This is a genomic window from Lentzea sp. (assembly GCF_035525475.1).
Classification (GTDB): domain Bacteria; phylum Actinomycetota; class Actinomycetes; order Mycobacteriales; family Pseudonocardiaceae; genus Lentzea.
Genome location: NZ_DATLEC010000078.1, coordinates 1 through 22,299 on the forward strand (window position 1 = coordinate 1; position 22,299 = coordinate 22,299).

Here is a 22,299-nt window from a genome sequence, read left to right on the forward strand (position 1 = left end):
GTCAAGCCGACCGCGACAACACCCCACGAGCCCCGTAATACCTGCGCACCAAGGCATCAACCACCAACGGATGCGCCCCGACAGGCCCGGCGACCACATCAGCGCCACAAGAGGCAAGCGAACCGTGAAAAGCCCCAGGCGCCAACAACCAGGAAGCAACCACAACCCGCCGCCCGACAATCCCGGCGACAACATCAGCGACCCGGGGCGAAGCGGTAGCCACGTACCCGACAGCAGAAGCCCCCACCAACGAAGCCGCCCGCCGAACGTCCGCCAACGCCCGAGCATCAGAAGACCCGGCCGCGGCCAACACAACGACATCCCCACGACGGAAACCGGCCTGACGCAACCGATCCCGAACGGCAGGCACAGCATCCAACCCCAACGGCGGGGTCACGACCACATCGGACCGCGCACCGATCTGCGCGGGAATGTCGACCCGAACGTGGTACCCGGCAGCCAGGAAAACGGGAACCACGACACAAGGTCCATCGACACCCGACCGGACATCAGGCTGCAGGACATCCGCATAGGCGACCACCACGGGAACATCCACAGCGGCGGCAACCATCGAAGCGATCTCCGAGCACACCGCGACCCCACGCGGGTCACGAGTGCCGTGAAAAGCCAGAACAAGCTTCACGCAGGCTCCATATCCAGCCGGTAACCACGCTTGACCACGGTGCACACCATCTGCGGCGATCCCAGGGCGGTCCGCAACCGCCCGATAGCGGTCTCCACGGCGTGCTCCTCACCGCCGGAAGGCAAGGCGGCCAGCAACTCCTGCCGGGACACAACCCGCCCGCGAGCGGCGACGAGCGAGCGCAACACGGCCATGGGCGCGGGAGCGACAGGCCGGAGCTCTCCATCGATCACCACGGCGGAAGCCCGCATCTCCATCTCACGCGAAGCAATCCGCAACCGGGTGGCGCGCGCGGGCAGCTCGACGGCGAGCTCCCGCACCATGGAACCGATCCGGGACCGGACAGGCTGCACGACGGGGATCCCGGCTGCGACCAGCGGGCCGGCGGTGATGGCACCGACGCCGACCACGAGAACGTTGCGCCGCAACGCCTCCACCAGCGCGGCGTGCCGAGCGCCGGCCGTCCGCAGCACCGAGACCGCGGCCGGCGCGCTGGTGAACGTCAGAGCGTCCACCTGGCCGCCGAGCACCGCGTCGATCAGGGACTCCAACGGCCGGACGTCGGCCGGTGGCTCCCACCGGTAGACCGGGATCTCCACAACCTCGGCGCCGGCGGCCGCGAGGGTGTTCACGAAGTCCGGCAACGGTTCGCCGTGCAGTTGCACGGCCACCCGCTTCCCGGCCACGCCCATCCGCAGCAGGTACTGCAGCAGTTCGGCGTTCGACTCCGACGACGGCGACCAGGTCTCCACCAGGCCCGCCGCGCGGACCGCCCCCTTGGCCTTGGGGCCGCGGGGCAGCACCACCGCCGACGACAGCGCGCGGTGCAGGCGGTTGGCCAGGCCCCAGCCCTCGGCTGCCTCGAACCAGCCGCGGAAGCCGATGGCGGTGGTGGCGACGACGACGTCCACCGGTGCGGCGACCAGTGCCGACGTGGCCTCGTGCAGCGATGCGTCGTCGGGCAGGGGCACGATCCGCAGTGCGGGTCCGTGCAGCACCGTGGCGCCTTTGCGTTCCAGCATGGCGATGAGCTCGTCGGCGCGGCGGGCCGCGGTGACGCCGATGGTGAAGCCCGCCAGCGGTCCCGTCATGTCAGCTCCACGACGCCGTCGCGCACGCGCACCCGGCGCACCGCGACGGACACCGACGGCTCTTCCAGGCACTTGCCGGTCGCCAGCTCGAAGGCCTGCTTGTACACCGGTGACACCACCACGGGGACGCCGCCGCGGTCGCCCACGATGCCGCGGGACAGCACCGCCGCGCCACTGAAGGGGTCGATGTTGTCCAGCGCGTGCACCGCCCCGTCCGCGGTCAGGAACACCGCCACCTGCGAGCCGTCGGGGAGCAGGGCCGCGACGCCCTGCTCGGGGCGCAGCACGTCGAAGTCACAGACGATCACCTGACGACCTCCGGGATGCCCAGGGAGACGGGAACGCGCTGGCCCCGTTCGTCGCGGAACGAGATCGAGGGGTCGGGGGTGCCGGGCGCGTTGACGAACGACGTGAACCGCGCCAGCTTCTCCGGGTCCTCCAGCACACCGCGCCACTCGTCGGCGTAGTCGGAGACGTGGGACTCCATCGCGGCCTCCAGCTCGGCGCAGATGCCGAGCTTGTCCTCGACCACGACCTCGCGCAGGTGGTCGAGCCCGCCGTCGAGCCCCTCCAGCCACACCGACGTGCGCTGCAACCGGTCCGCGGTGCGGATGTAGAACATCAGGAACCGGTCGATGACGCGGATCAGCTCCGCGGTGTCCACATCGGACACCAGCAGGTCCGCATGTCGCGGCGTGAAGCCGCCGTTGCCGCCCACGTAGAGGTTCCAGCCGTTCTCGGTGGCGATCACGCCGAAGTCCTTGCCGCGCGCCTCGGCACATTCGCGGGCACAGCCGGAGACGGCGGACTTGAGCTTGTGCGGCGACCGCAGGCCGCGGTAGCGCAGCTCCAGCTCGATGGCCAGCCCCACGGAGTCCTGCACGCCGTAGCGGCACCACGTCGTGCCGACGCAGGACTTCACCGTGCGCAACGACTTGCCGTACGCGTGCCCCGACTCGAAGCCTGCGTCCACCAGCCGCCGCCAGATCTCGGGCAGCTGGTCGACGGTCGCGCCGAACATGTCGATGCGCTGACCACCGGTGATCTTCGTGTAGAGGCCGTAGTCGCGGGCCACCTCGCCGATGACGATCAGCTTCTCCGGCGTGATCTCCCCGCCGGGGATGCGCGGCACGACCGAGTAGGTGCCGTTGCGCTGCAGGTTCGCGAGGTACCTGTCGTTGGTGTCCTGCAACGACACCTGCGTCTCGCCCAGGATGTGCCCGTTGCCCAGCGACGCCAGGATCGAGGCCACCGCGGGCTTGCAGATGTCGCAACCACGTCCGGTGCCGTGCTTCTCGATGAGCGACGAGAAGGTCGTGATGCGCGTCGCCCGGACGATCTCGAACAGCTCGGCCCGCGAGTGGCCGAAGTGCTCGCACAACGCCTTGGACTGCTCGACACCGCATTCGGTGAGCAGCTTCTTCAGCATCGGCACGCACGAGCCGCAGCCCGTGCCCGCCTTGGTGCACGCCTTCAGCTCGGCCACGTCGCACGCGACGCCGGCCTGGATCGCGTCGGTGATCGTCTGCTTGGTGACCGCGTGGCAGGAGCAGACCTGCGCGTCCGCGGGCATCTCGACGTCCACGGCGGCGCCCGGCTGCAACAGGGCGGCCGGAACCTCCTTGCCCACCAACGGCCGCAGTGACGGGTACGCCGAGGCGTCACCGACCAGCACACCGCCGAGCAACGTGCGTGCGTCGTCCGACACGACGAGCTTGCTGTAGGTGCCGGCGACGGCGTTGTTCACCACGACTTCCAGCGCGCCCTCGGTGGCGGCGTGCGCGTCGCCGAACGACGCCACGTCCACACCGAGCAGCTTCAGCTTCGTGGACATGTCAGCGCCCGGGAACACCCGAGTGCCGCCGGAGATCTGGTCCGCGACCACTTCTGCCATGGCGTACCCCGGCGCGACCAGCCCGTACGCCACGCCTTCCACGGAAGCGCACTCGCCGATCGCGAACACGTGCGGATCGGACGTCCGGCAGGCCGCGTCGACCAGGTAACCACCGCGCGGGCCCAGCTCCAGGCCCAGGTCGAGGTCGGTCCGGGGGCGGATGCCCGCGCTGAACACCACGACGTCGAGGTCGAGCTCCAGCCCGCTCGCGAGCTTGGCGATCAACCGCGTCCCGTCGCGTTCGATGGAGGAGGCGGAGGTCCCGGTGTGCACGGTCAGGTCGAGCTTCTCGACCAGGCGCTTGAGCAGCCCGGCACCGCCCTCGTCGACCTGGATCGGCATCAGCCGCGGCGCCAGCTCGACGACGTGCGGCGAGACTCCCATGCCGCGCAACGCGTTGGCGGCCTCCAGGCCGAGCAGGCCACCGCCGAGCACCATTCCGGACCGCCGGCCGGGCCGCGAGGCGGCCTCGACGGTGGCGCGGATGCCGTCCAGGTCGTCGACCGTCCGGTAGACGTGGCAGCCGGGCAGGTCGCGGCCGGGAACCGGCGGCACGAACGGCACCGACCCCGTGGCCAGCACCAGCACGTCGTACTCGACCTCGATGCCGGAGGCACCGACGACGACGCGGCGGTCGCGGTCGACCGAGACGGCCTTCTCGCCGAGGCGGAGCTCGCACCCCGTCAGCGGCGCCAGCTCGATGTCGGCGGTGCTCCACGTGTCCACGTAGGACGACAGCGCGACCCGGTCGTAGGCGGGGCGTGATTCCTCACCGAACACCACGATCCGCCAGGACGAGTCGCGAAGGATCTCGACGAGCCGGTGACCGACCATGCCGTTGCCGATCACGACCAGGGTCCCAGGAGTCGATTCAGCCATCGGGCATCCCTCCTTCCGCCCGGTATGCTCACCGGGCGGCGTGTCATCCCAAGGTCCGCGATATTTCGCGAGTGTTAAAGGAAACTCTCTCCGCAGATCAGAGCGGTGTGCGTCACACGCCCGCGTAGGCGAGCGACGGACGCGCCGCGAACACCTTGCGCCGCAGGTAGAACCACCACGTGGTGCCCAGGCAGAGCGCGTAGAAGACGAGGATCGCGGTCAGCGCGGGCGTCAGCGTCTTCGAGCCCTCCAGCGAGAACTTGAACACCAGGTTGACCAGCACCCCTCCGGCCGCGCCGACCGCGCCCGCGATGCCGACCACGGCGGCGGCCTGGCGCTTCGCGGACTTGTCGTCGTCCGACTGGGTGCGGAAGATCGCCGGGATCATCCGGTACGTCGAGCCGTTGCCCACGCCCGCCAGCACGAACAGCGCGATGAACGAGCCGAAGAACAGCCCGAAGTTCCGCGAGTCGACGCTGACCATCACGCCGATGGTGCCGATCGCGAGCCCGACGAACGTCCCGAGCGTCACCTTCGCGCCACCGACGCGGTCGGCGAGCCAGCCGCCGAACGGGCGGGCCACCGAGCCGATCAGCGCGCCGAGGAACGCGAGCGCCACCCAGCCCTTGTGGTCGACGAAGCTGAGCTTGATCAGCGACGGGAACGCGAACGAGTAGCCGATGAACGAGCCGAACGTGCCGATGTACAGGAACGACATCACCCACGTGTGCCTGTTCGACAGGGCGAGCTTGTACGACTGCCCGTCCGGCTTGGCCTGCGTGAGGCTGTCCATGAAGAACCACGCGAACGCCGTGGCGAGCACGATGAACGGCATCCAGATCAGCGCCGCGTAGGCGAGGTGGATCCCGGTACCGATCGTGATGACGAACGGCACGATGAGCTGCGTGATCGCGACGCCGAGGTTGCCGCCGGCGGCGTTCATGCCGAGCGCCAGGCCCTTCTTGCCCTCCGGGTAGAAGAACGAGATGTTCGCCATCGACGACGAGAAGTTGCCGCCGCCCAGGCCCATCGCGGCCGACGTGAGCAGGAAGAACCAGTACGGCGTGCCCGGCGTCGCCACCGCGTAGGCGAGCATCGTGCACGGGATCAGCAGCAGCCCGGCGCTGATGGTCGTCCACACCCGGCCGCCGAACCTCGGCACCGCGAACGTGTAGGGCACCCGCAGCAGCGAGCCGACCAGGTTCGGCACGATCAGCAGCCAGAACTGCTGGCCGACGCTGAAGTCGAAGCCGACGGAGCCGAGGCTCACGACGACGATGCTCATCAGCACCCACACGCTGAACCCGAGGTTCTCGGCGAAGATGCTCAACGCCAGGTTCTTGCGGGCGATCCGCTTCCCGGTGGACTCCCAGAACTCGGGCTTCTCCGGTTCCCAGTGGTCGATCCAGCTCATGAAACTTCCTCCGCGGGGTCGGCGACTGCGAACATCCTGGGCACCGGGCATTACCTCCCGGTTCTGGCCGGTGACGGCGGCGGCAACTCCGCCGCACATCACGCCGGCTGCGGCTGTGAGGCCCCGAGCCAGTCGAGCAGTCCGCACACCGCGTCCTTGCAGCCACCGCAGCCCGTCGTCGCGCGGGTGGCCTCCGCGATCTGGGGCATCGTCTCCGCGCCCGCGCGCCAGGCCGACACGATCTGTCCCTTGGAGACGGTGTTGCACCGGCAGATCACCGCGCTGGACGGCAGGTCGGCCGGTGACGCGGCCTCCGCGGGCAGGGCGCGGCCGAGCAGCAGCGCGAGCCGGTCGGTCGGCGCGGGGATCCCGCGGTCGTAGAGCTGGGTGATCGTGGCGGCGGCGTCCGGTGCGCCGATCACGATCGCGCCCGCCACCCGGTCGTCGCGCAGCACGAGCTTGGCGTACCGGCCGCGCGAGGGCTCCTGGAAGCACAGGACCTCCGAGTCGGGGCAGTCGACGTCGGTGTGGACGTCGCCCAACGCGGCGAGGTCGACGTCACGCGCCTTCAGCCGCGTCACGACGGACGTGCCCCGGTAGCGGGCGGCGGGGTTCGCGCCGGTCAGCCGGTCGGCGAGCACGGCGGCTTGGTCCCAGGCGGGTTGCACCAGGCCGGAGACGGTGCCGGGGTGCTGCGCGCAGTCGCCGATCGCGTGCACGCGCGGGTCGTTGGTGCGCAACGCGTCGTCGACGACGATGCCGCGGTCGACCGTCAGCCCGGCCTTCACGGCCAGGGACGTCTCGGCGCGCACACCGGCGGACACCACGACGAGGTCGGCGGGGACGTGCGTGCCGTCGTCGAGGACCAGGCCGTCGCCGGGGAGGTACTTGGCGGCCAGCGAGTTGAGCCGGAACTCGATGCCGAGCTTGCCCAGGGTGCGGGCGAGCACGCCGCCGGCGCCGGGGTCGAGCTGGCGTTCCATGAGGTGGCCGACGGGGTGGACGACCGTGACCAGGCACCCTCGTCCGGCCAGGCCGCGGGCGGCCTCGATACCGAGCAGGCCGCCGCCGAGGACGACGACGGGCATGCCCTTGCGGGCCCTGGCCTCGATCTGGGCGCAGTCGTCGAGGGTGCGGAAGGCGACGACGCCGGGCGCGAGCTTGCCGTCCTCGAGGAGGCCCTCGGCGGGCGGGACCCACGGGTTGCTGCCGGTGGCGAGGACGAGGGCGTCGTACGGAACGGTCTCACCGGCCTCGTCCGCCCTGCCGACCACGACCGTGCGCGACGCGCGGTCGATCTCCCGCACCTCGCTGCCCAGCCGCAGGTCGATGTCGTGCTCCGTTGCCCACGACTCGTCGTGCAGGCGCGTCGACTCCGGTGTCATCGCCCCCGCCACCACGGTCGAGAGCAGCACCCGGTTGTAGGCGGGGTGCGGTTCCGCACCCACGACGGTGATGGAGATGTCCGGGTCGCGGCGGCGCAGCTCGTCCGCCAGCCGCGCGCCCGCCATGCCGTAGCCAACGATCACGATTCGTCGCACACCTGCTCCAATCGCACCGCGCAGACCTTGAACTCGGGCATCCGGCTCGTGGGATCGAGCGCGGGGTTGGTGAGCAGGTTCGCCCGCCCGTCACCGGGGAAGTGGAACGGCAGGAACACCGCGTCGGCGCGCATGCTCGGCACGCACCGCACGACGGCCGTCACCCGTCCCCTCCTGGACACGACGTGCGCGGGAGCGCCGGGTTCGAGTCCCGCCCGCGCGGCCGTGTCCGGGTGCACTTCCACGTACATCTCGGGAACCGCTTTCATCAGCTCGCCGATCCGCCGCGTCTGCGCACCCGACTGGTAGTGCTGCAACACCCGTCCGGTGGTGGCCTGCAACGGGAACTCGTCGTCGGGCGGCTCGGCCGGGCCGCGGTGGTCGACCGGGACGAACCGCGCGAGGCCGTCGGGATGCGCGAACCGGTCGAGGAAGAGCCTCGGCGTGCCGGGGTGGCCGGTGGACGGCACCGGCCAGTGCAGCTGTTCGGTCTCCAGCCGCTCGTAGGTGATGCCCGAGTAGTCGGCGAGCCCGCCGGCGGACGCCCTGCGCAGCTCCTCGAAGACCTCCTGCGGCACCACGGGGAACCCGCTCGGGACGCCGAGCCGCGACGCGAGCCCGTTCAGCAGGTCGAGGTCGCTGCGGACCCCCGGCGGCGGGTCGAGCGCCTTGCGGCGGCGGAGGACCCGGCCTTCGAGGTTGGTCATCGTGCCGTCTTCCTCGGCCCACTGCGTCACCGGGAACACGACGTCGGCCATCGCGGCGGTCTCGGACATCACGAAGTCCGCGACCACCAGCAGGTCCAGCTCCTCGAACCGGTCGACGACCCCGGACGCCCGCGGCGCGGACACGACGGGGTTGCTGCCGAACACGAGCATCGCCTTGACGTCCTCGGCCATCAGCAGCTCGTACGCGCTGCGGCCCGGTCCCGGCAGCCACGAGACGCCCCAGACGTCCATGACGTGCTGGCGCGCGGCGGGATCGTCGATCTTGCGGTAACCGGGCAGCTGGTCGGCCTTCTGCCCGTGCTCACGGCCGCCCTGGCCGTTGCCCTGCCCGGTCAGGCAGCCGTACCCGGACCCGGCGCGGCCCGGCAGGCCCAGCGCCAGCGCCAGGTTGATCCACGCCGACACGGTGTCGGTGCCGGACGCGTGCTGCTCCGACCCGCGCCCGGTCAGGATGTACGACCGTCCGGCGAGCATCTCCACGGCGGCGCGCTGGTCGGCCGCCGAGACGCCCGTGACGCGTTCGGTGTGCTCGGGCCACCACTGCGCCGCGACCCGCCACGCGTCGTCGAAGCCGGTGGTGCGGGAGGAGATGTACTCCTTGTCGATCACGCCCTCGATGACCGCGGTGTGCAGCAGCCCCAGCGCCAGCGCCAGGTCCGTGCCCGGCGCGGGCTGCAGGTGCAGCGTCGCGCGCTCCGCGGTGGGCGTGCGGCGCGGGTCGATGACGATCAGCCGCGGCCCCTCCAGGTGCCGCAGGAACGGCGGCATCGTCTCGGCCGGGTTCGAGCCCGCGAGCAGCACGGTGTCCGCGGACCGCAGGTCGGTCAGCGGGAACGGCAGCCCCCGGTCCAGGCCGAACGCCTTGGTGCCCGCCGCCGCGGCCGACGACATGCAGAACCGGCCGTTGTAGTCGATCTGCGAGGTCCTCAGGGCGACGCGGGCGAACTTCCCGAGCGCGTAGGCCTTCTCGTTGGTCAGCCCGCCGCCGCCGAACACGGCGACCTCGTCGGGCTCGTAGGAGCGGATCCGCGCGGCGACGAAGTCCAGCGCCTCGTCCCACGAGACGGGCTCGCCGTGCAGGAGGGGCGTGGTCAGGCGGCCGGGGTGGCGCAGCAGCTCCCCCGCCGTCCAGCCCTTCTGGCACAGCCCACCGGGGCCAGGAGCCACCTGGCCGTCGATGACGCTCATGGAGCACTGCAGCGCGCAGTAAGGGCAATGGGTCACGCCGCTGACGCTAAGAAGCGCGCGTTAACCCGATGCTCCGCAATGTTTCGTGCCGGGAAATTGGGTCGCTCAGAGCAGGGAGGTGACGTGGTGAGCAGCTCGTTCCAAGCCCGCAAAGGACTGGGGCGTTGACAACGGGTGAAGCGCGTGCACGGCGAGGCGGAACAGCACCGCGCGCAGCAGCGACTGCTCCCACTCGGCCTGGTGGCTCCACCGGTGGAACAGCCCGGAGTCCGCGCCGCCCCACGCCACGGCGTCGACCGCGACCACGGCGGCGGCCCACTCGGCGGGACGCCAGTACGCGGTGAAGTCGATGACGGCCGGCTGGGCGTCGCCCGCGAACAGCACGTTGCCGAACAGGTCGCCGTGCACGACCTGCGGCTTGAGGTTGATCGGCTTCTGGTACTCCTTGAGCAGGTCGAACAGCCTGCCGCCGAGGTCGGCCTCGAGCGGCACGTCCTCCTCGCCCCACGCCAGGCGGTCGGCGACGGCGAACACGTCCGTGCGCGCTTCGAGGAAACGGGGCTTCGCCAGCTCGGCCGTGGCGTTGTGCAGGCGCTGGGCGACGGAGATGACCTCGTCGTGACGCGCCTCGGCACGACCGGCGAGGAACTTGGTGGCCGACCAGCCGCCGACGACGTACCGGCCGTCGGTGGATCTCAGCGGACGGCCGATGCGCACGTGCGGCACGTCGAGGCCGTCGAGGGTCTTCGCGATCCAGGTGGCCTCGGCCGGTTTGGGCGCGGGGCGGATCGTCGCGTCACCGCAACGCCACGCCGGGCCGCCGTCGATGAGCTCCGGGTCGGCGTCACGTGCCCCGAACGCCGCACGCACGTGCGCTGGGGGCGGTTCGGGGGTGCGGGTCACGGCTCGGCACGCTACCTGTTTAGGCCTTCTGGGTGGTGGACCATGACACGCCGTGATTCGCGCCGCCACCCGAAAAGCCGAACAGTTGATAGGTGCTTTCGAGTGCAACAGCACCCAAAAGCACCAGTGTTCGATGGCCACTGCTCCTCAGATGGCGGCGAGCTCGTCGAGAAGCCGGTCGTCCGGCCGAATCGTTTTCATCAAATCGGGCTACGCCGAATCCGACGAGAACGGTTGACCGGACGACCGGCACGAACTCGCGTTAGTACGTCGGCAGGCTCGGGTCCACCTCGCGGGCCCACGCCAGGACACCGCCACCGACGTGCACGGCGTCGGAGAAGCCCGCCTTGTGCAGCGCCGCGAGGGCCTCCGCCGACCGGGCGCCGGACTTGCAGTGCAGCACCAGCGGCTTGTCCTGCGGCAGCTGCGAGAACGCCTCACCCGAGAGGATCTTGTCCTTCGGGATGAGCACCGAGCCCGGGATCCTCACGATCTCGTACTCGTGCGGCTCGCGGACGTCCACCAGCAGGAAGTCCTCGCCGGACTCCTGCTTGTGCTTGAGCTCGAGCGGCGTGATCGTGTTGCCCGCCGCCGCCTGCTGCGCGTCCGTGGACACGACACCGCAGAACGCCTCGTAGTCGATCAGCTCGGTGATCTTCGGCGACTCCGGGTCCTTGCGGATCTTGATGGTCCGGTACGACATCTCCAGCGCGTCGTACACCATCAGGCGGCCCAGCAGCGGGTCGCCGATGCCCGTGAGCAGCTTGATCGCCTCGGTGACCATGATCGAGCCGATCGACGCGCACAGCACGCCCAGCACGCCGCCCTCGGCGCACGACGGGACCATGCCGGGGGGCGGCGGCTCCGGGTAGAGGTCGCGGTAGTTGAGGCCCTGGCCGTTCGGGGCGTCCTCCCAGAAGACGCTGACCTGGCCCTCGAACCGGAAGATCGAACCCCACACGTACGGCTTGCCCAGCAGCACCGCGGCGTCGTTCACCAGGTACCTGGTGGCGAAGTTGTCCGTGCCGTCGAGGATCAGGTCGTAGTCGCGGAAGATCTCCAGCGCGTTCTCGGAGTTCAGGTGCGTCTGGTGCAGGACGACCTTGACGAACGGGTTGATCTCGGCGACCGAGTCCCTGGCGGACTCCGCCTTGGGACGGCCGACGTCGGACTGACCGTGGATGACCTGGCGCTGCAGGTTCGACTCGTCCACGACGTCGAAGTCGACGACGCCGAGCGTGCCGACTCCGGCCGCGGCCAGGTAGAGCAGTGCCGGGCTGCCCAGGCCGCCCGCGCCGACGACGAGCACCTTCGCGTTCTTCAGCCGCTTCTGCCCGTCCACCCCGACGTCCGGGATGATCAGGTGACGGCTGTAGCGCGCGACTTCTTCCTTGGTCAGCTCCGCGGCTGGCTCAACGAGCGGCGGAAGCGCCATGCTGGTCCTCCTCGACGAATGTCTCCGTGTCCGAGACAACGTCTACCCTGCCTCGGCTCTTCCCGGTTGGAAAGCCGTCTCAGCCTGCGGGAAACGCGTTCGGCGTGCACACCTTGCCGTCGGTCGGCACGACGTCCTGGCCCGCGTTGAGCTGCGAGACGAAGTCGTTCGAGACGCCGAACGTCTGCTGCATCATCACCGGTGCCGGAGCGCCGGCCTCCGCGCAGGCCGCGTGGCCGCTGCCCAGGGCGTGGCCGACCTCGTGGTTGATCACGTACGTCCGGTATCCGGCCAGGTCGGAGCCGTAGACCATGGCTCCGCGCACCCAGCGGGCGACGTTGATGACCACGCGCTTCTGACCGGGGTTGAAGCAGGAGGTCTCGAACGGGATCTCCTTGCCGCAGAGCGTGTGCGTCGTCTTCGTGGTGGCCAGCGTCACGACGAAGTCGGGGTTCTGGTTCGCCTCGACCCTCTGCAACGCGACCTGCTTGGTGCCGATCCAGCTGCGCGGGTCGGACAGGATTCCCTCGACCGTGCGCCCGAACGCCGCCGCGTCGTCGTTGTAGTCGGCCGGCTTCACGCCGTCCTCGATCGCGATCGCGTACTTGCGGAACTTCGGCGCGTTCCCCTCGCCGACGCGCTGTCCGCTGCCACCGATCACCTTGAACGTGCCGACGCCGTCCTGCGAGAACTCGGGCCCTGCGGGCAGCTCGGCGGTCGGGATCTTCAGGTCCGGCTTCTTGCGCGGCAGCTCGGACGGGGGCGCCTCCGGCGTGCTCGCGGGCGTCTCGGCGGCGTTCGTGCTGCCGTTGTCACCGCCGATGCCCGGCGTCTTGGGCTGGACCGTGTCGAGGACCACGAGCGCGGTCAGCACGAGCAGCACCGGGATCGCGTAGATCCGCCAGCCGTAGCTGGCGACGAGCCGCTTCACGCCGCGGCGCTGCCGGGGCTTGCGCAGCGCGGCGGTGGCGTCGGGTTCCCAGGCGGCCGCGAGTGGTTCCGCGCTGGTCCGGCGCTCGCCGCGGCGGTAGCGGTCAGCGGGCGGAGCAGGACGTCCTCGCTCGGGGGCGCGATTCACGCCCACCAGGGTCCCACACGCGCCGTACGGCCTTCGTTCGTCACCATGTGCGCTCGTCCACCGCCTCCCACATGCCCAGCACCGCCCTGGCGACGGTCGCGGGCCGTTCCATCTGGGCGACGTGCCCGGTCCTGGGCAGCACGAGCAGTCGTCCCTTCGGCAGCAGCCGCGCCGTGCGCGGGCCCTTCCGCACGCTGACGAGCCTGTCGTTCTCGCCCCACAGCACCAGCGTGGGCGCCTTGACCAGCGGCAGCATCCGCCACAGCGACCTCGGGCCTGGCACGAGCCAGCTCTGCATGAGCCCGAACGTGCTGCGGTTGAGCGCCTGCCCCGCCCACCTCTGCCGGGCGCGCTCCTCGTTCTCGGCGATCGACTCCTCGATGCGGTTGTCGGGCACCACGCCGGGGTCGGCGAAGCACAGCTCGAGCATCTGGCGGGTGCGGTCGTGGGGACTCAGCTTGGCGAGCTCGCGGCGGACCCTGGCCCCGATGACAGGGAGGACCGTGAGCGCCATCCGCGGGTCGGACATGCGGTCGAGGCGCGGCCTGAGGTCGGGAACGGCCGGGCTCACGAGCGTGAGCGTCCTGACGAGGTCCGGCCTGGTGGCGGCGACGATGACGGAGATCGCGCCGCCCATCGAGTTGCCGAACAGGTGCACGGGCTCGCCGAGCGTCTCCAGGTACTTGACCACCGTGCGGGCGTGCGTGGTGAGGCTGAAGTCGTAGCCGGGGATCGGCTCCGACCGCCCGAAACCGGGCAGGTCCAGCGAGTACCCGCGGACGTGGCCGGTGAGCTGGGCGGCGAGGTCGGTCCAGTTGGTCGCGGAGCCGCCGAGGCCGTGGACGTAGACGGCGATCGGCCCGTCACCAGGCGTGACCCTGACGTGGACCTCGTGGTCGTCGATCCGGTGGAACTCGCCTGGCCACGGCGGCTGCGAGGTGTCCAGCGGCGGGAGTTCGGCCTGGGACAGCGGGGCGGGGATGAACGTGCTCACCGGACCAGGATGCGGGAAAGAAGGCTCGGATGGTTCCCGGATGTCGGCTACCAGCGAGTAAGGTTGGCTCACGCCCCGGTCCGGCAACCCCGCACCGACGGCCGGATCGATCGTGCTGGAGGCACCATGACGGAGACGGCGCAGAGCGCACCCGCTGGCAGGGGCGTTCGACTGCCGCGCACCGCCCGCCGTGCGCAACTGCTCGCGGCGGCGCAGGACGTGTTCGTCACCAACGGCTACCACGCCGCGGCGATGGACGAGATCGCGGAACGCGCGGGCGTGTCGAAGCCGGTGCTGTACCAGCACTTCCCCGGCAAGCTCGAGCTGTACATGGCCCTGCTCGAGTCCCATGTGGACGAACTGGTCGGCCGTGTCCGCACCGCCATCGGCTCCACGTCGGACAACAAGCTGCGCGTGCGCGCCGCCGTGGCCGCGTTCTACGACTTCGTGGACGGCGAGGGCCAGGCGTTCCGGATGGTCTTCGAGTCCGACCTGCGCTCCGAGCCCGCCGTGCAGCAGGCCGTCGAGCGCGCCACCACCGACTCCGTCGACGCCATCACCGACACCATCACCGCGGACGCCGGCCTGGACCCCGAACGGGCCCGCCTGCTGGCCGTCGGCCTCGTGGGGCTCTCGCAGGTCACGGCGCGGTCCTGGCTCGCCGACAACCGCCGGGTGCCGAAGGAGGACGCGGTCGCGCTGATCTCGAACCTCGCGTGGCGCGGCATCGGTGGCGGTTTCCCACTCCAGCACTGACGTTCCACGACGATGAGTAGCGTCTCCCCCTTGGCTCATCAGCCCGAGGGGGAAGCATGATTCTCGTTACCGGTGCCACGGGGAACGTCGGCGCGGAAGTGGTGGCGGCGCTCATCGCCGCCGGTGAGCCGGTGCGCGCACTCCAGCGCAACGGGGAGGCGCCGGCGGGCGCGGAGACCGTCGTCGGCGACCTGAACGAACCGGAAAGCCTCGAGCCCGCCCTCGACGGGGCCGGTGCGGTCTTCCTGCTGCCCGGCTACCGGAACATGCCGAAGTTGCTCGAGCTGGTGCGCCGGGCGGGGGTGGCACGGGTCGTGCTGCTGTCCGGTGGTTCCGCGGGCGACGGCGATCCGGACAACGCGGTTTCCCGTTACATGGCCGAGTCCGAGGCCGCGGTACGGGAGTCCGGTGTGCCGTGGACGTTCCTGCGGCCGAGCGCGTTCATGTCGAACACGCTCCGCTGGGCCCCGCAGGTGCGGGAGGGCGACGTGGTGCGGGAGCCGTTCGCGGACGTGCGCGTCGCGAACGTCGATCCGCACGACATCGCCGCGGTCGCCGTCCGGGCCCTGCTCACGTCCGCCCACGAGGGACGGATCCACCGCCTGAGCGGTCCGGAGTCGTTGCTGCCCGCCGACCGGCTGCGGGTGCTCGGCGAGGTGCTCGGCCGTGACCTCGTCCTGCACCCGCAGACGAACGACGAGGCGCGGGCCGAGATGAGTGCGGCGATGCCCGCCGAGTACGTCGACGCCTTCTTCCGCTTCTACGTCGACGGCACGCTCGACGAGTCGGAGGTCCTGCCGGCCGTCGAGGAGATCACCGGCCGGCCGCCGCGGACCTTCCGGCAGTGGGCCGCCGACCACGCGGGGGCATTCGCCTGAGGTCGAGGAGGGAGCTTTCCCCGACCTCAGGTCGGGGAAAGCTCCCCCGTCTCACATCAGCGCGGCGATTCGCCGGGCCACGTCCTCCGACCGCTCCAGCGGCAGCATGTGCCCGGTCTTCGGGTAGATCACGAACTGCGCGGACGGCAACGCCTCCGCCAGCACCCGCGAGTGCCGCATCGGCGTGAGCACGTCCCACGAGCCGGCCATCACGACGGCCGGGATGTCGGACAGCACCGCGAGAGCCTCCTTGCGCTGGTGCAGCGTCAGCTCCTCGCGGATCCCGACGAACGCGGCCCCAGCCGTGTTGCCCGCCATCGCCGCGGCTGCCCGCACGTCGGCCCACCGCGGCCGGCGGCCGAACGTCACCCGCAGGCCCGGCGCGATCACCCGGCCGAACCCGACCTTGGGCCGCTTGGCCAGCCACCGCGCGGCGAGCCGCTCCACCGCGCTCCGCGCGGGGAGGTTTCCGCACGACGTGGCGATCAGGGCCACGCCGGAGACGCGCGAGAAGATCTCGGGGTGCTGCTCGGCCAGCGCCATGATCGTCATGCCGCCCAGCGAGTGCCCCGCCAGCACGATCCGTCCTGTGGGAGCGTGTTCCTCCAGCACCGCCGCCAGGTCGTCGGCGAGGTCGGCGATCGTGCCGGTGCCGCCTTCCGACTTCCCGTGGCCGCGCACGTCGTAGCGGACCACGCGCCCCGGCAACGCCGAGGCCACGCGGTCCCACGTCGTGAGGTCCATGGTCCAGCCGTGCAGCAGGACCGCGGTCACGCCGGAGCTCTCCTGCCCCGACGTGACGACGTTCAGCCGATCAAGAACGAGCGGCGCCACGAGCGCATCCCCGGCTTTCCGACGAGTCCTGCCTCATCCAGGAACGACATGATCCGCTCCCCCGACCAGCGGATGGTCTCCTGGAACTTCGGGTTGGCCAGCGCCTGGCGGTGCGCCTCGCGCACGTCCAGCCCGACGGCCGCGTACACCCGCGGGTTGATGATCGCGCGCGTGATCATCATCGACACGAACCCGATGAGCCACTTCTGGTACGGCTTCTCGTACCCCTTCAGCTCCGCCATGCCGCGCTGCAGCTCCTCGCGGGCGAACCGCACGTGACGGGCCTCCTCCAGCACGTGGATGCGGTTCACCATCCGCACGAGCGGCTGGACGGTGTCGTCGTTCATCGCCTCGCGCTGCAGGCGGTCGAGGATCTCCTCGGCGACCAGGATCGAGCCGTACATCGCGGGGCCGTAGCCGATCACCGGCAGCAGCTTCCCCAGGCGGTGCGTGCTCTTCGACGGCCCGTACGCCGGGCAGCCGACGCGTTCGACCAGGCGCGCGAACATCGTCGAGTGGCGGCACTCGTCGGCGACCTCGGTCAGCGCGTACTGGGCGTGCCGCGTGGTCGGGTCGGTGTTGTAGACGACCTTCACCAGCATCTGCATGAGCAGCAGCTCGAACCACAGCCCCACCGACGCGATGGACGCCAGCTCGTGCTTCGACAGCTCGATGCGCTGCTCGCGCGTCAGCGAGTCGTAGAGGGGCGTGCCGTAGAGCGAAATGCGCTGTTCAGGGATGTAGAAGAGATCGTCGGCCAGAGGTGCGGACCAGTCGATGTCCACTTCGGGGTCGTAGAACTTCTCCGCGGACGACTTGAGCAGCCTCTCCGCTGTCTTCTCCCGATCGGCGACCCTCATCGGTTGCCCTCCCCGGTAAGTGTTACTTGAGGTAACGGTTACTTCTGGTAGCGTGCGTCACATGGCACGTACTGTCAAGGGGCCGGACGCGCGACGTGAGCGGTGGAAGGGTCATCGCGAGCAGCGCAGGGCGGAGTTCGTGGAGGCCACGATCGCCGCCGTCGCCAGGAAGGGCCCCGACGTCGGCATGGAGGACGTGGCCGCGGAGGCGGGCGTCAGCAAGCCCGTGCTGTACCGGCACTTCACCGACAAGTCCGACCTGTACCTGGCGGTCGGCCAGAAGGCCACCGAGCTGCTGATGGACCGCATGGGTCCCGCGCTGATGGCCGAGGGCCCGATCCGCGGCCGCATCGAGGGCATCGTCGACGCCTACCTGTCGGTCATCGAGGAGAACCCGAACCTCTACCGGTTCGTCGTGAAGGGCTCCTTCGTGGACCGCCCGGTGGAGAAGGACGTCGTCGCCGAGGACAAGAACCTCATCGCGACGACCCTGGCCCGCATCCTCGGCGACTACCTGCGCGCGTTCGACATGGACTCCGGCGGCGCCGAGCCGTGGGCGCACGCGCTCGTCGGCATGGTGCAGAACGCGGGCGACTGGTGGCTGGACCGCCAGACCATGTCCCGCGCGAACCTGAGCGACTACCTCGCCACGATCATCTGGCACGCCATCGACGGGCTGCTGCGCTCGGCCGGCGTCCAGGCAGACCCGGAAATGCCCCTCACCCCGCTGCGATTGGTGGACTGATGAGCGAGCACGAGCACGACGAAGAGGGCTACACCGGTCCGGCGACCCTCGTCTTCGGCACCGACGAGGTCGCGGTGGAGGTCGAGCTGCGGGGCTACTTCCAGCCGATCGACGGCCGCTACCACTGGTACGGCCGGGTGAAGAAGAACGACGAGGTCACGACCCGTGTCGAGGCGGGCGCGCGGACCGCGGTGCTGCGCACCCCGACCGGTGAGGCCGAGGGAACGCTGACCGACCAGGACCCGTGGGGCCGCTACCGGGTGGGCGGCATCTCGACGCCGCCGTACAAGATCGAGGAACCCGTCGAGCACTGATCATGAGGAGAAGCCCCGGCCGGAACTCCCGGCCGGGGCTTCTCGCTGTGCGAACCTCAGGCGCCGAACCCGACCTTGCGCGAGTCCTGCGGGCCGATCTCCACGTACGCGACGCGGCCAGCGGGCACGACGAACCGCGCACCCTTGACGTCCACCAGCGTCAGCACGCTGGACTTGCCGGACACCGCGTCCGCCACCAGAACCTCGACCTCGGACGGGTTGAGCTCACTGGTCACGACGATTTCCCGCGGGCTGTCCGCGACGCCGATCCTGACCTCCACGCTGACCTCCGTGCTCAAGAGAAAAATCTACGGCCGAGCCTACCTAGCCCAAGCCGAGCTGCGTCATGCGCCGCGCGTGCGACTGCTGAAGCCGGCGGAACAGCTGGCCGATCCCGGCGAGGTCGCCGGACCCCCGGATGATCAGCTCCGACAGCCCGTCCCGCTCCGCCACCACGTACTGGGCCTGCGTCAACGCCTCGCCGAGCAGCCTGCGGCCCCACAGCGCGAGCCGGTCGCGGACCCGCGGATCGGACTCGACGGCGGCCTGGACTTCGCGCTCAGCGAACGCGGAGTGACCCGTGTCGGCGAGCACGTGGAGCACCAGCTCCTTGGTCGGCTCGTCGAGCCACTCGGCGATCTCGCGGTAGAAGTCGGCGGCCAGCCCGTCGCCCACGTAGGCCTTCACGAGCGACTCGAGCCACGACTTGGGGCTCGTCGACTCGTGGAACGCGTCGAAGCCCTTCACGAACGGGGTCATCGCGTCCTCGACGGTGATGCCCTCCGTCGCGAGGTGCTTCTGCAGCAGTGTGAAGTGCCCGATCTCGGCCGCCGCCATCTGCGCCAGAGCGGCGCGGCCCGCCAGCGTCGGCGCCGAACGCGAGTCCTCCGTCATCCGGTCGAAGGCCGAGAGCTCGCCGTATGCAAGCGCTCCCAGAAGATCGACAACACCCTCCGCAACACCCATGAGACCGAACTCTAGTGGTCAAAAGTGTCTTGCCAGGTAGAATGGGGGCGGACGCCCGGCGTGACGAGTGTGACGAACCGCCGCGAGGCGCACGAAATGGTGCGCGTACACCTTTCCCGCAGCTGCTCGTCGAGCGCGGTCGAGAGGCCCGGCAGGGCTCGTACGCGCTTGGTACGAGAGAGGCTGATCACCCTGACCGCTGAAGTAGAAGCACATCTGGACCCGGTACTGCTGGAGCACAGCGAGGCCGGAGTCCCCGAGGACGACATGTCGCACCCGTTGCTGGCAGACGCCCCGGTGCAGTCCGAGTCCCCCACGTTCGCCGAACTCGGCGTGCGTCACGAGATCGTCAAGGCGCTCGGCGAAGCCGGCATCGAACGCACCTTCGCCATCCAGGAGCTGACGCTCCCCATCGCCCTCGCCGGTGACGACCTCATCGGCCAGGCGCGCACCGGCATGGGCAAGACCCTCGGGTTCGGCGTGCCGCTGCTGCACCGCGTCGACCTGCCCGGCGACGGCACCCCGCAGGCCCTGGTGGTCGTGCCCACCCGTGAGCTGTGTCTCCAGGTCTCGCACGACCTCACCGACGCGGCGCGCCACCTCGGCGTGAAGGTCGCCGCCATCTACGGCGGCATCCCCTACGAGCGGCAGATCGCGCAGCTCCGCAAGGGCGTCGACGTCGTCATCGGCACGCCCGGCCGCCTGCTCGACCTGGCGGAACAGCGCCACCTGGTGCTCGGCAAGGTCCGCATGCTGGTGCTGGACGAGGCCGACGAGATGCTCGACCTGGGCTTCCTGCCCGACATCGAGCGCATCCTGAACATGGTTCCCGACGAGCGGCAGACCATGCTGTTCTCGGCGACCATGCCGGGCCCGATCATCACGCTGGCCCGCACGTTCCTGAACCAGCCGACGCACATCCGTGCCGAGGAGAACGACGCCGGCCAGACGCACGAGAACACCTCGCAGTTCGTCTACCGCGCGCACTCGATGGACAAGCCGGAGATGCTGGCCCGCGCGCTGCAGGCCCGCGACCGCGGTCTGACGATGGTCTTCGCGCGGACCAAGCGGACCGCGCAGAAGGTCGCGGACGACCTGACCGAACGCGGGTTCGCCGCGGCCGCCGTGCACGGTGACCTGGGCCAGGGCGCACGGGAGAAGGCGCTGCGTGCGTTCCGCGCCGGCAAGGTCGACGTGCTGGTCGCCACCGACGTGGCGGCACGCGGTATCGACATCGACGACGTGACGCATGTCATCAACTACCAGTGCCCCGAGGACGAGAAGACCTACGTCCACCGCATCGGCCGCACGGGCCGTGCCGGCCGCACGGGTGTCGCCGTCACGTTCGTCGACTGGGACGAGACGCACCGCTGGGCGTCCCTCAACGACATGCTCGGTCTCGGCCAGCCGCTGCCGGTGGAGACCTACTCCACCTCGGAGCACCTGTACAACGACCTGGGCATCCCGTCCGGTTCGACGGGCCGGTTGCCGATGAGCCACCGCACCCGCGCCGGTCTCGACGCGGAAGAGGAGGAGAACCTCGACGCCGGCAAGCGCAAGCGCCGTCGCCGCACGGGTTCCGGTTCCACTCCCGGCGGTGCCGAGCAGGCTCCCGAGTCGAGCGAGGAGACCCGCCCGAAGCGCTCCCGGTCGCGCACGCGCAGCCGCGCCGGCGTCACGCAGGAGGGCCAGCAGGCCGAGCCGGCCGCGTCCGAGCCGTCCGACGACGGCGCCTCCGACAAGCCGCGCAGGCGCCGTCGTCGCCGAACCTCTGCCGAACAGGCCGCTCCTTCGGCAGACTGATCACCATGTCGTCCCCCGGTTCCGACGTCACCGAGGTCGAGGACGTCCTCGACGAGCCCGCGCACGAGTCCGCGTCCGATCCAGGGCCTGTCGGGGAACGTCCGCCCGCCCGGTCCTGGCGCACGCGCGCCGACTTCCTCGCGGTCGCGGTGATCGCCGTCGTCTCGCTCGTCGCGTCCGTCCTCACCTGGGCGTTCAGCGATGCCCGCGCCACGACGTCGGTCACCGGGCCGTCGTCGTGGGAGCCTCTGCCCGAGGTGACCGCGCTGCCCCCGTCGCTCGCCGAGGTGTGGCGCGCGCCGAGCGGGGCGACGCAGTCCCCCGCGGTCGTGCTCACGCCGTCGGCCCAGACCGGCGAGGAGAAGCCGTCGGCGGTCGTCACCGGCGACGGCGGCGCGGTCCACGGGCGCGACCCCCTGACGGGTGACGTGCGGTGGACGTACGAGCGCGACCTGCCGCTGTGCGTGGTGAGCACGGGCTGGGGCCGGGCGATGGCCCTGTACTCGAAGGGCACGAACTGCTCGGAGCTCACCTCGCTCGACGGTGTCAGCGGTGAGCGGCGGGCGCAGCGCAACGGCGACGCGGAACCGGGCACGGCACTGCTCAACGAGGGCTCGCACCTCATCACGACCGGGTCGAAGTACACCGAGGTCTACCGGCGCGACGACCTGGTGAAGTCGCTCGAGTACGGCGCCCTTCGGGCGATCGTGAACCCCGGCAAGCAGCCGCGCGCCGGCTGCGCGTACGGCTCGGTCGCGGTGACGTCCGGCAGGTTCGCGATGATCGAGCGCTGCCCCGACGACTCCTCCGACCGGGTCTCGGTGCTCAAGCCGAACCCGGACAAGTCCGATGAGCCGAAGGTGTTCGCGAGCGTCCTGACCGGCGGCAGGAACGTGCAGGTCGTGGCCGTCACGGACAAGCTCGTCGCGGTCGCGGTGCCGGACTCGGGCCGTCTGGTCGTGTTCGACGCCGAGAGCGGCACGCAGATCAGCGACGTGCCGCTCGACGTGCCCGCCGACGACTTCACCGACCCGCCGAACCACGTGGCGCGCACGTTCTCGACCAAGACGAACGTCTTCTGGTTCTCCGGCAGCAGGACGATCGCCCTGTCGCACGACACGCTCACTCCACTGTGGACCGCGGACGGCACGCTGGGCGCCGGCACGACGCTCGCGGGCCGCGCGGTCATCCCGGTGAAGGAGGGCCTGCGGGTGTACGAGCAGGCCACCGGCGCCGTGGTGGGCACGATCAAGGTGAACCGCGAGGGCCACACGGGCCCCGTGCAACTGGCCACAGCCGGTCCCGTCGTCCTCGAGCAGCGTGGCGGAACCCTGGTCGCGCTGCGATAGTTCAGC

The 22,299-nt window shown here is 70.5% G+C and carries 21 protein-coding genes; 6 read left to right on the forward strand and 15 right to left on the reverse strand.

Annotated elements, in window-relative coordinates:
- Nucleotide 1 precedes the first annotated feature (1 nt).
- The 11 genes from VM306_RS13895 to VM306_RS13945 all read right to left on the reverse strand — a co-directional run bounded on the left by VM306_RS13895 (nucleotide 2) and on the right by VM306_RS13945 (nucleotide 13,788).
- Entirely contained in the window at nucleotides 2–688 is a 687-nt protein-coding gene (locus VM306_RS13895) for a sirohydrochlorin chelatase (RefSeq protein ID WP_325514990.1), read from the reverse strand.
- A complete protein-coding gene (locus tag VM306_RS13900) occupies nucleotides 640–1,734 on the reverse strand; it encodes a uroporphyrinogen-III synthase (RefSeq protein WP_325514992.1) in 1,095 nt (364 codons plus the stop codon). The genes VM306_RS13895 and VM306_RS13900 overlap by 49 nt, the downstream gene beginning before the upstream one ends.
- The gene (nirD, locus tag VM306_RS13905; RefSeq protein ID WP_325514994.1) at nucleotides 1,731–2,042 is read right to left on the reverse strand and encodes a nitrite reductase small subunit NirD; all 312 of its coding nucleotides are present in this window, start codon (nucleotides 2,040–2,042) and stop codon (nucleotides 1,731–1,733) included. Before nirD ends, VM306_RS13900 begins: the two co-directional genes overlap by 4 nt.
- On the reverse strand, nucleotides 2,039–4,507 hold the full coding sequence (nirB, locus tag VM306_RS13910) for a nitrite reductase large subunit NirB (protein WP_325514997.1): 2,469 nt from the start codon (nucleotides 4,505–4,507) through the stop codon (nucleotides 2,039–2,041). Before nirB ends, nirD begins: the two co-directional genes overlap by 4 nt.
- Nucleotides 4,508–4,619: 112 nt before the next feature.
- Nucleotides 4,620–5,921 (reverse strand): nitrate/nitrite transporter, encoded by a 1,302-nt coding sequence (locus VM306_RS13915; protein WP_325515000.1) that lies wholly within the window; start codon nucleotides 5,919–5,921, stop codon nucleotides 4,620–4,622.
- Nucleotides 5,922–6,019: 98 nt separating this feature from the next.
- Nucleotides 6,020–7,432, reverse strand: coding sequence for an FAD-dependent oxidoreductase (locus tag VM306_RS13920; RefSeq protein WP_325515116.1), 1,413 nt, complete (start codon nucleotides 7,430–7,432; stop codon nucleotides 6,020–6,022).
- Nucleotides 7,433–7,446: 14 nt separating this feature from the next.
- Nucleotides 7,447–9,378 (reverse strand): molybdopterin oxidoreductase family protein, encoded by a 1,932-nt coding sequence (locus VM306_RS13925; RefSeq protein ID WP_325515118.1) that lies wholly within the window; start codon nucleotides 9,376–9,378, stop codon nucleotides 7,447–7,449.
- Nucleotides 9,379–9,483: 105 nt separating this feature from the next.
- The gene (locus VM306_RS13930; RefSeq protein ID WP_325515002.1) at nucleotides 9,484–10,281 is read right to left on the reverse strand and encodes a TIGR02569 family protein; all 798 of its coding nucleotides are present in this window, start codon (nucleotides 10,279–10,281) and stop codon (nucleotides 9,484–9,486) included.
- Between the two features lie 262 nt (nucleotides 10,282–10,543).
- Nucleotides 10,544–11,716 (reverse strand): adenylyltransferase/sulfurtransferase MoeZ, encoded by a 1,173-nt coding sequence (gene moeZ, locus VM306_RS13935; protein WP_325515004.1) that lies wholly within the window; start codon nucleotides 11,714–11,716, stop codon nucleotides 10,544–10,546.
- Nucleotides 11,717–11,795: 79 nt separating this feature from the next.
- A complete protein-coding gene (locus VM306_RS13940) occupies nucleotides 11,796–12,794 on the reverse strand; it encodes a DUF3152 domain-containing protein (RefSeq protein WP_325515006.1) in 999 nt (332 codons plus the stop codon).
- 40 nt (nucleotides 12,795–12,834) lie between these two features.
- Entirely contained in the window at nucleotides 12,835–13,788 is a 954-nt protein-coding gene (locus VM306_RS13945) for an alpha/beta fold hydrolase (protein ID WP_325515008.1), read from the reverse strand.
- A gap of 126 nt (nucleotides 13,789–13,914) precedes the next feature.
- Here VM306_RS13945 and VM306_RS13950 point away from each other — a divergent pair, with 126 nt between their 5' ends.
- A complete protein-coding gene (locus tag VM306_RS13950; protein WP_325515010.1) occupies nucleotides 13,915–14,544 on the forward strand; it encodes a TetR/AcrR family transcriptional regulator in 630 nt (209 codons plus the stop codon).
- A gap of 56 nt (nucleotides 14,545–14,600) precedes the next feature.
- A complete protein-coding gene (locus VM306_RS13955) occupies nucleotides 14,601–15,422 on the forward strand; it encodes an NAD(P)H-binding protein (RefSeq protein WP_325515012.1) in 822 nt (273 codons plus the stop codon).
- Between the two features lie 51 nt (nucleotides 15,423–15,473).
- Here the strand turns inward: VM306_RS13955 and VM306_RS13960 are convergent, their stop codons facing one another.
- Both VM306_RS13960 and VM306_RS13965 read right to left on the reverse strand, forming a co-directional pair.
- Complete coding sequence (locus VM306_RS13960) at nucleotides 15,474–16,256, reverse strand: alpha/beta hydrolase (RefSeq protein WP_325515014.1); 783 nt, start codon at nucleotides 16,254–16,256, stop codon at nucleotides 15,474–15,476.
- Nucleotides 16,229–17,116, reverse strand: coding sequence for a diiron oxygenase (locus VM306_RS13965; RefSeq protein WP_325515016.1), 888 nt, complete (start codon nucleotides 17,114–17,116; stop codon nucleotides 16,229–16,231). Before VM306_RS13965 ends, VM306_RS13960 begins: the two co-directional genes overlap by 28 nt.
- Nucleotides 17,117–17,177: 61 nt before the next feature.
- Here VM306_RS13965 and VM306_RS13970 point away from each other — a divergent pair, with 61 nt between their 5' ends.
- Together VM306_RS13970 and VM306_RS13975 are read left to right on the forward strand one after the other, a co-directional pair.
- The gene (locus VM306_RS13970; RefSeq protein ID WP_325515018.1) at nucleotides 17,178–17,861 is read left to right on the forward strand and encodes a TetR/AcrR family transcriptional regulator; all 684 of its coding nucleotides are present in this window, start codon (nucleotides 17,178–17,180) and stop codon (nucleotides 17,859–17,861) included.
- On the forward strand, nucleotides 17,861–18,175 hold the full coding sequence (locus VM306_RS13975; RefSeq protein ID WP_325515020.1) for a DUF4873 domain-containing protein: 315 nt from the start codon (nucleotides 17,861–17,863) through the stop codon (nucleotides 18,173–18,175). Before VM306_RS13970 ends, VM306_RS13975 begins: the two co-directional genes overlap by 1 nt.
- A gap of 56 nt (nucleotides 18,176–18,231) precedes the next feature.
- On the opposite strand, the gene VM306_RS13980 is transcribed toward VM306_RS13975, so the two are convergent.
- Both VM306_RS13980 and VM306_RS13985 read right to left on the reverse strand, forming a co-directional pair.
- The gene (locus VM306_RS13980) at nucleotides 18,232–18,456 is read right to left on the reverse strand and encodes a DUF3107 domain-containing protein (protein WP_325515120.1); all 225 of its coding nucleotides are present in this window, start codon (nucleotides 18,454–18,456) and stop codon (nucleotides 18,232–18,234) included.
- Nucleotides 18,457–18,499: 43 nt separating this feature from the next.
- On the reverse strand, nucleotides 18,500–19,141 hold the full coding sequence (locus tag VM306_RS13985) for a ferritin-like fold-containing protein (protein ID WP_325515022.1): 642 nt from the start codon (nucleotides 19,139–19,141) through the stop codon (nucleotides 18,500–18,502).
- 267 nt (nucleotides 19,142–19,408) lie between these two features.
- Here VM306_RS13985 and VM306_RS13990 point away from each other — a divergent pair, with 267 nt between their 5' ends.
- Both VM306_RS13990 and VM306_RS13995 read left to right on the forward strand, forming a co-directional pair.
- Nucleotides 19,409–20,944, forward strand: a complete 1,536-nt coding sequence (locus VM306_RS13990; protein ID WP_325515122.1) for a DEAD/DEAH box helicase — start codon at nucleotides 19,409–19,411, stop codon at nucleotides 20,942–20,944.
- A gap of 5 nt (nucleotides 20,945–20,949) precedes the next feature.
- On the forward strand, nucleotides 20,950–22,293 hold the full coding sequence (locus VM306_RS13995; protein ID WP_325515024.1) for a hypothetical protein: 1,344 nt from the start codon (nucleotides 20,950–20,952) through the stop codon (nucleotides 22,291–22,293).
- Nucleotides 22,294–22,299: the final 6 nt, after the last annotated feature.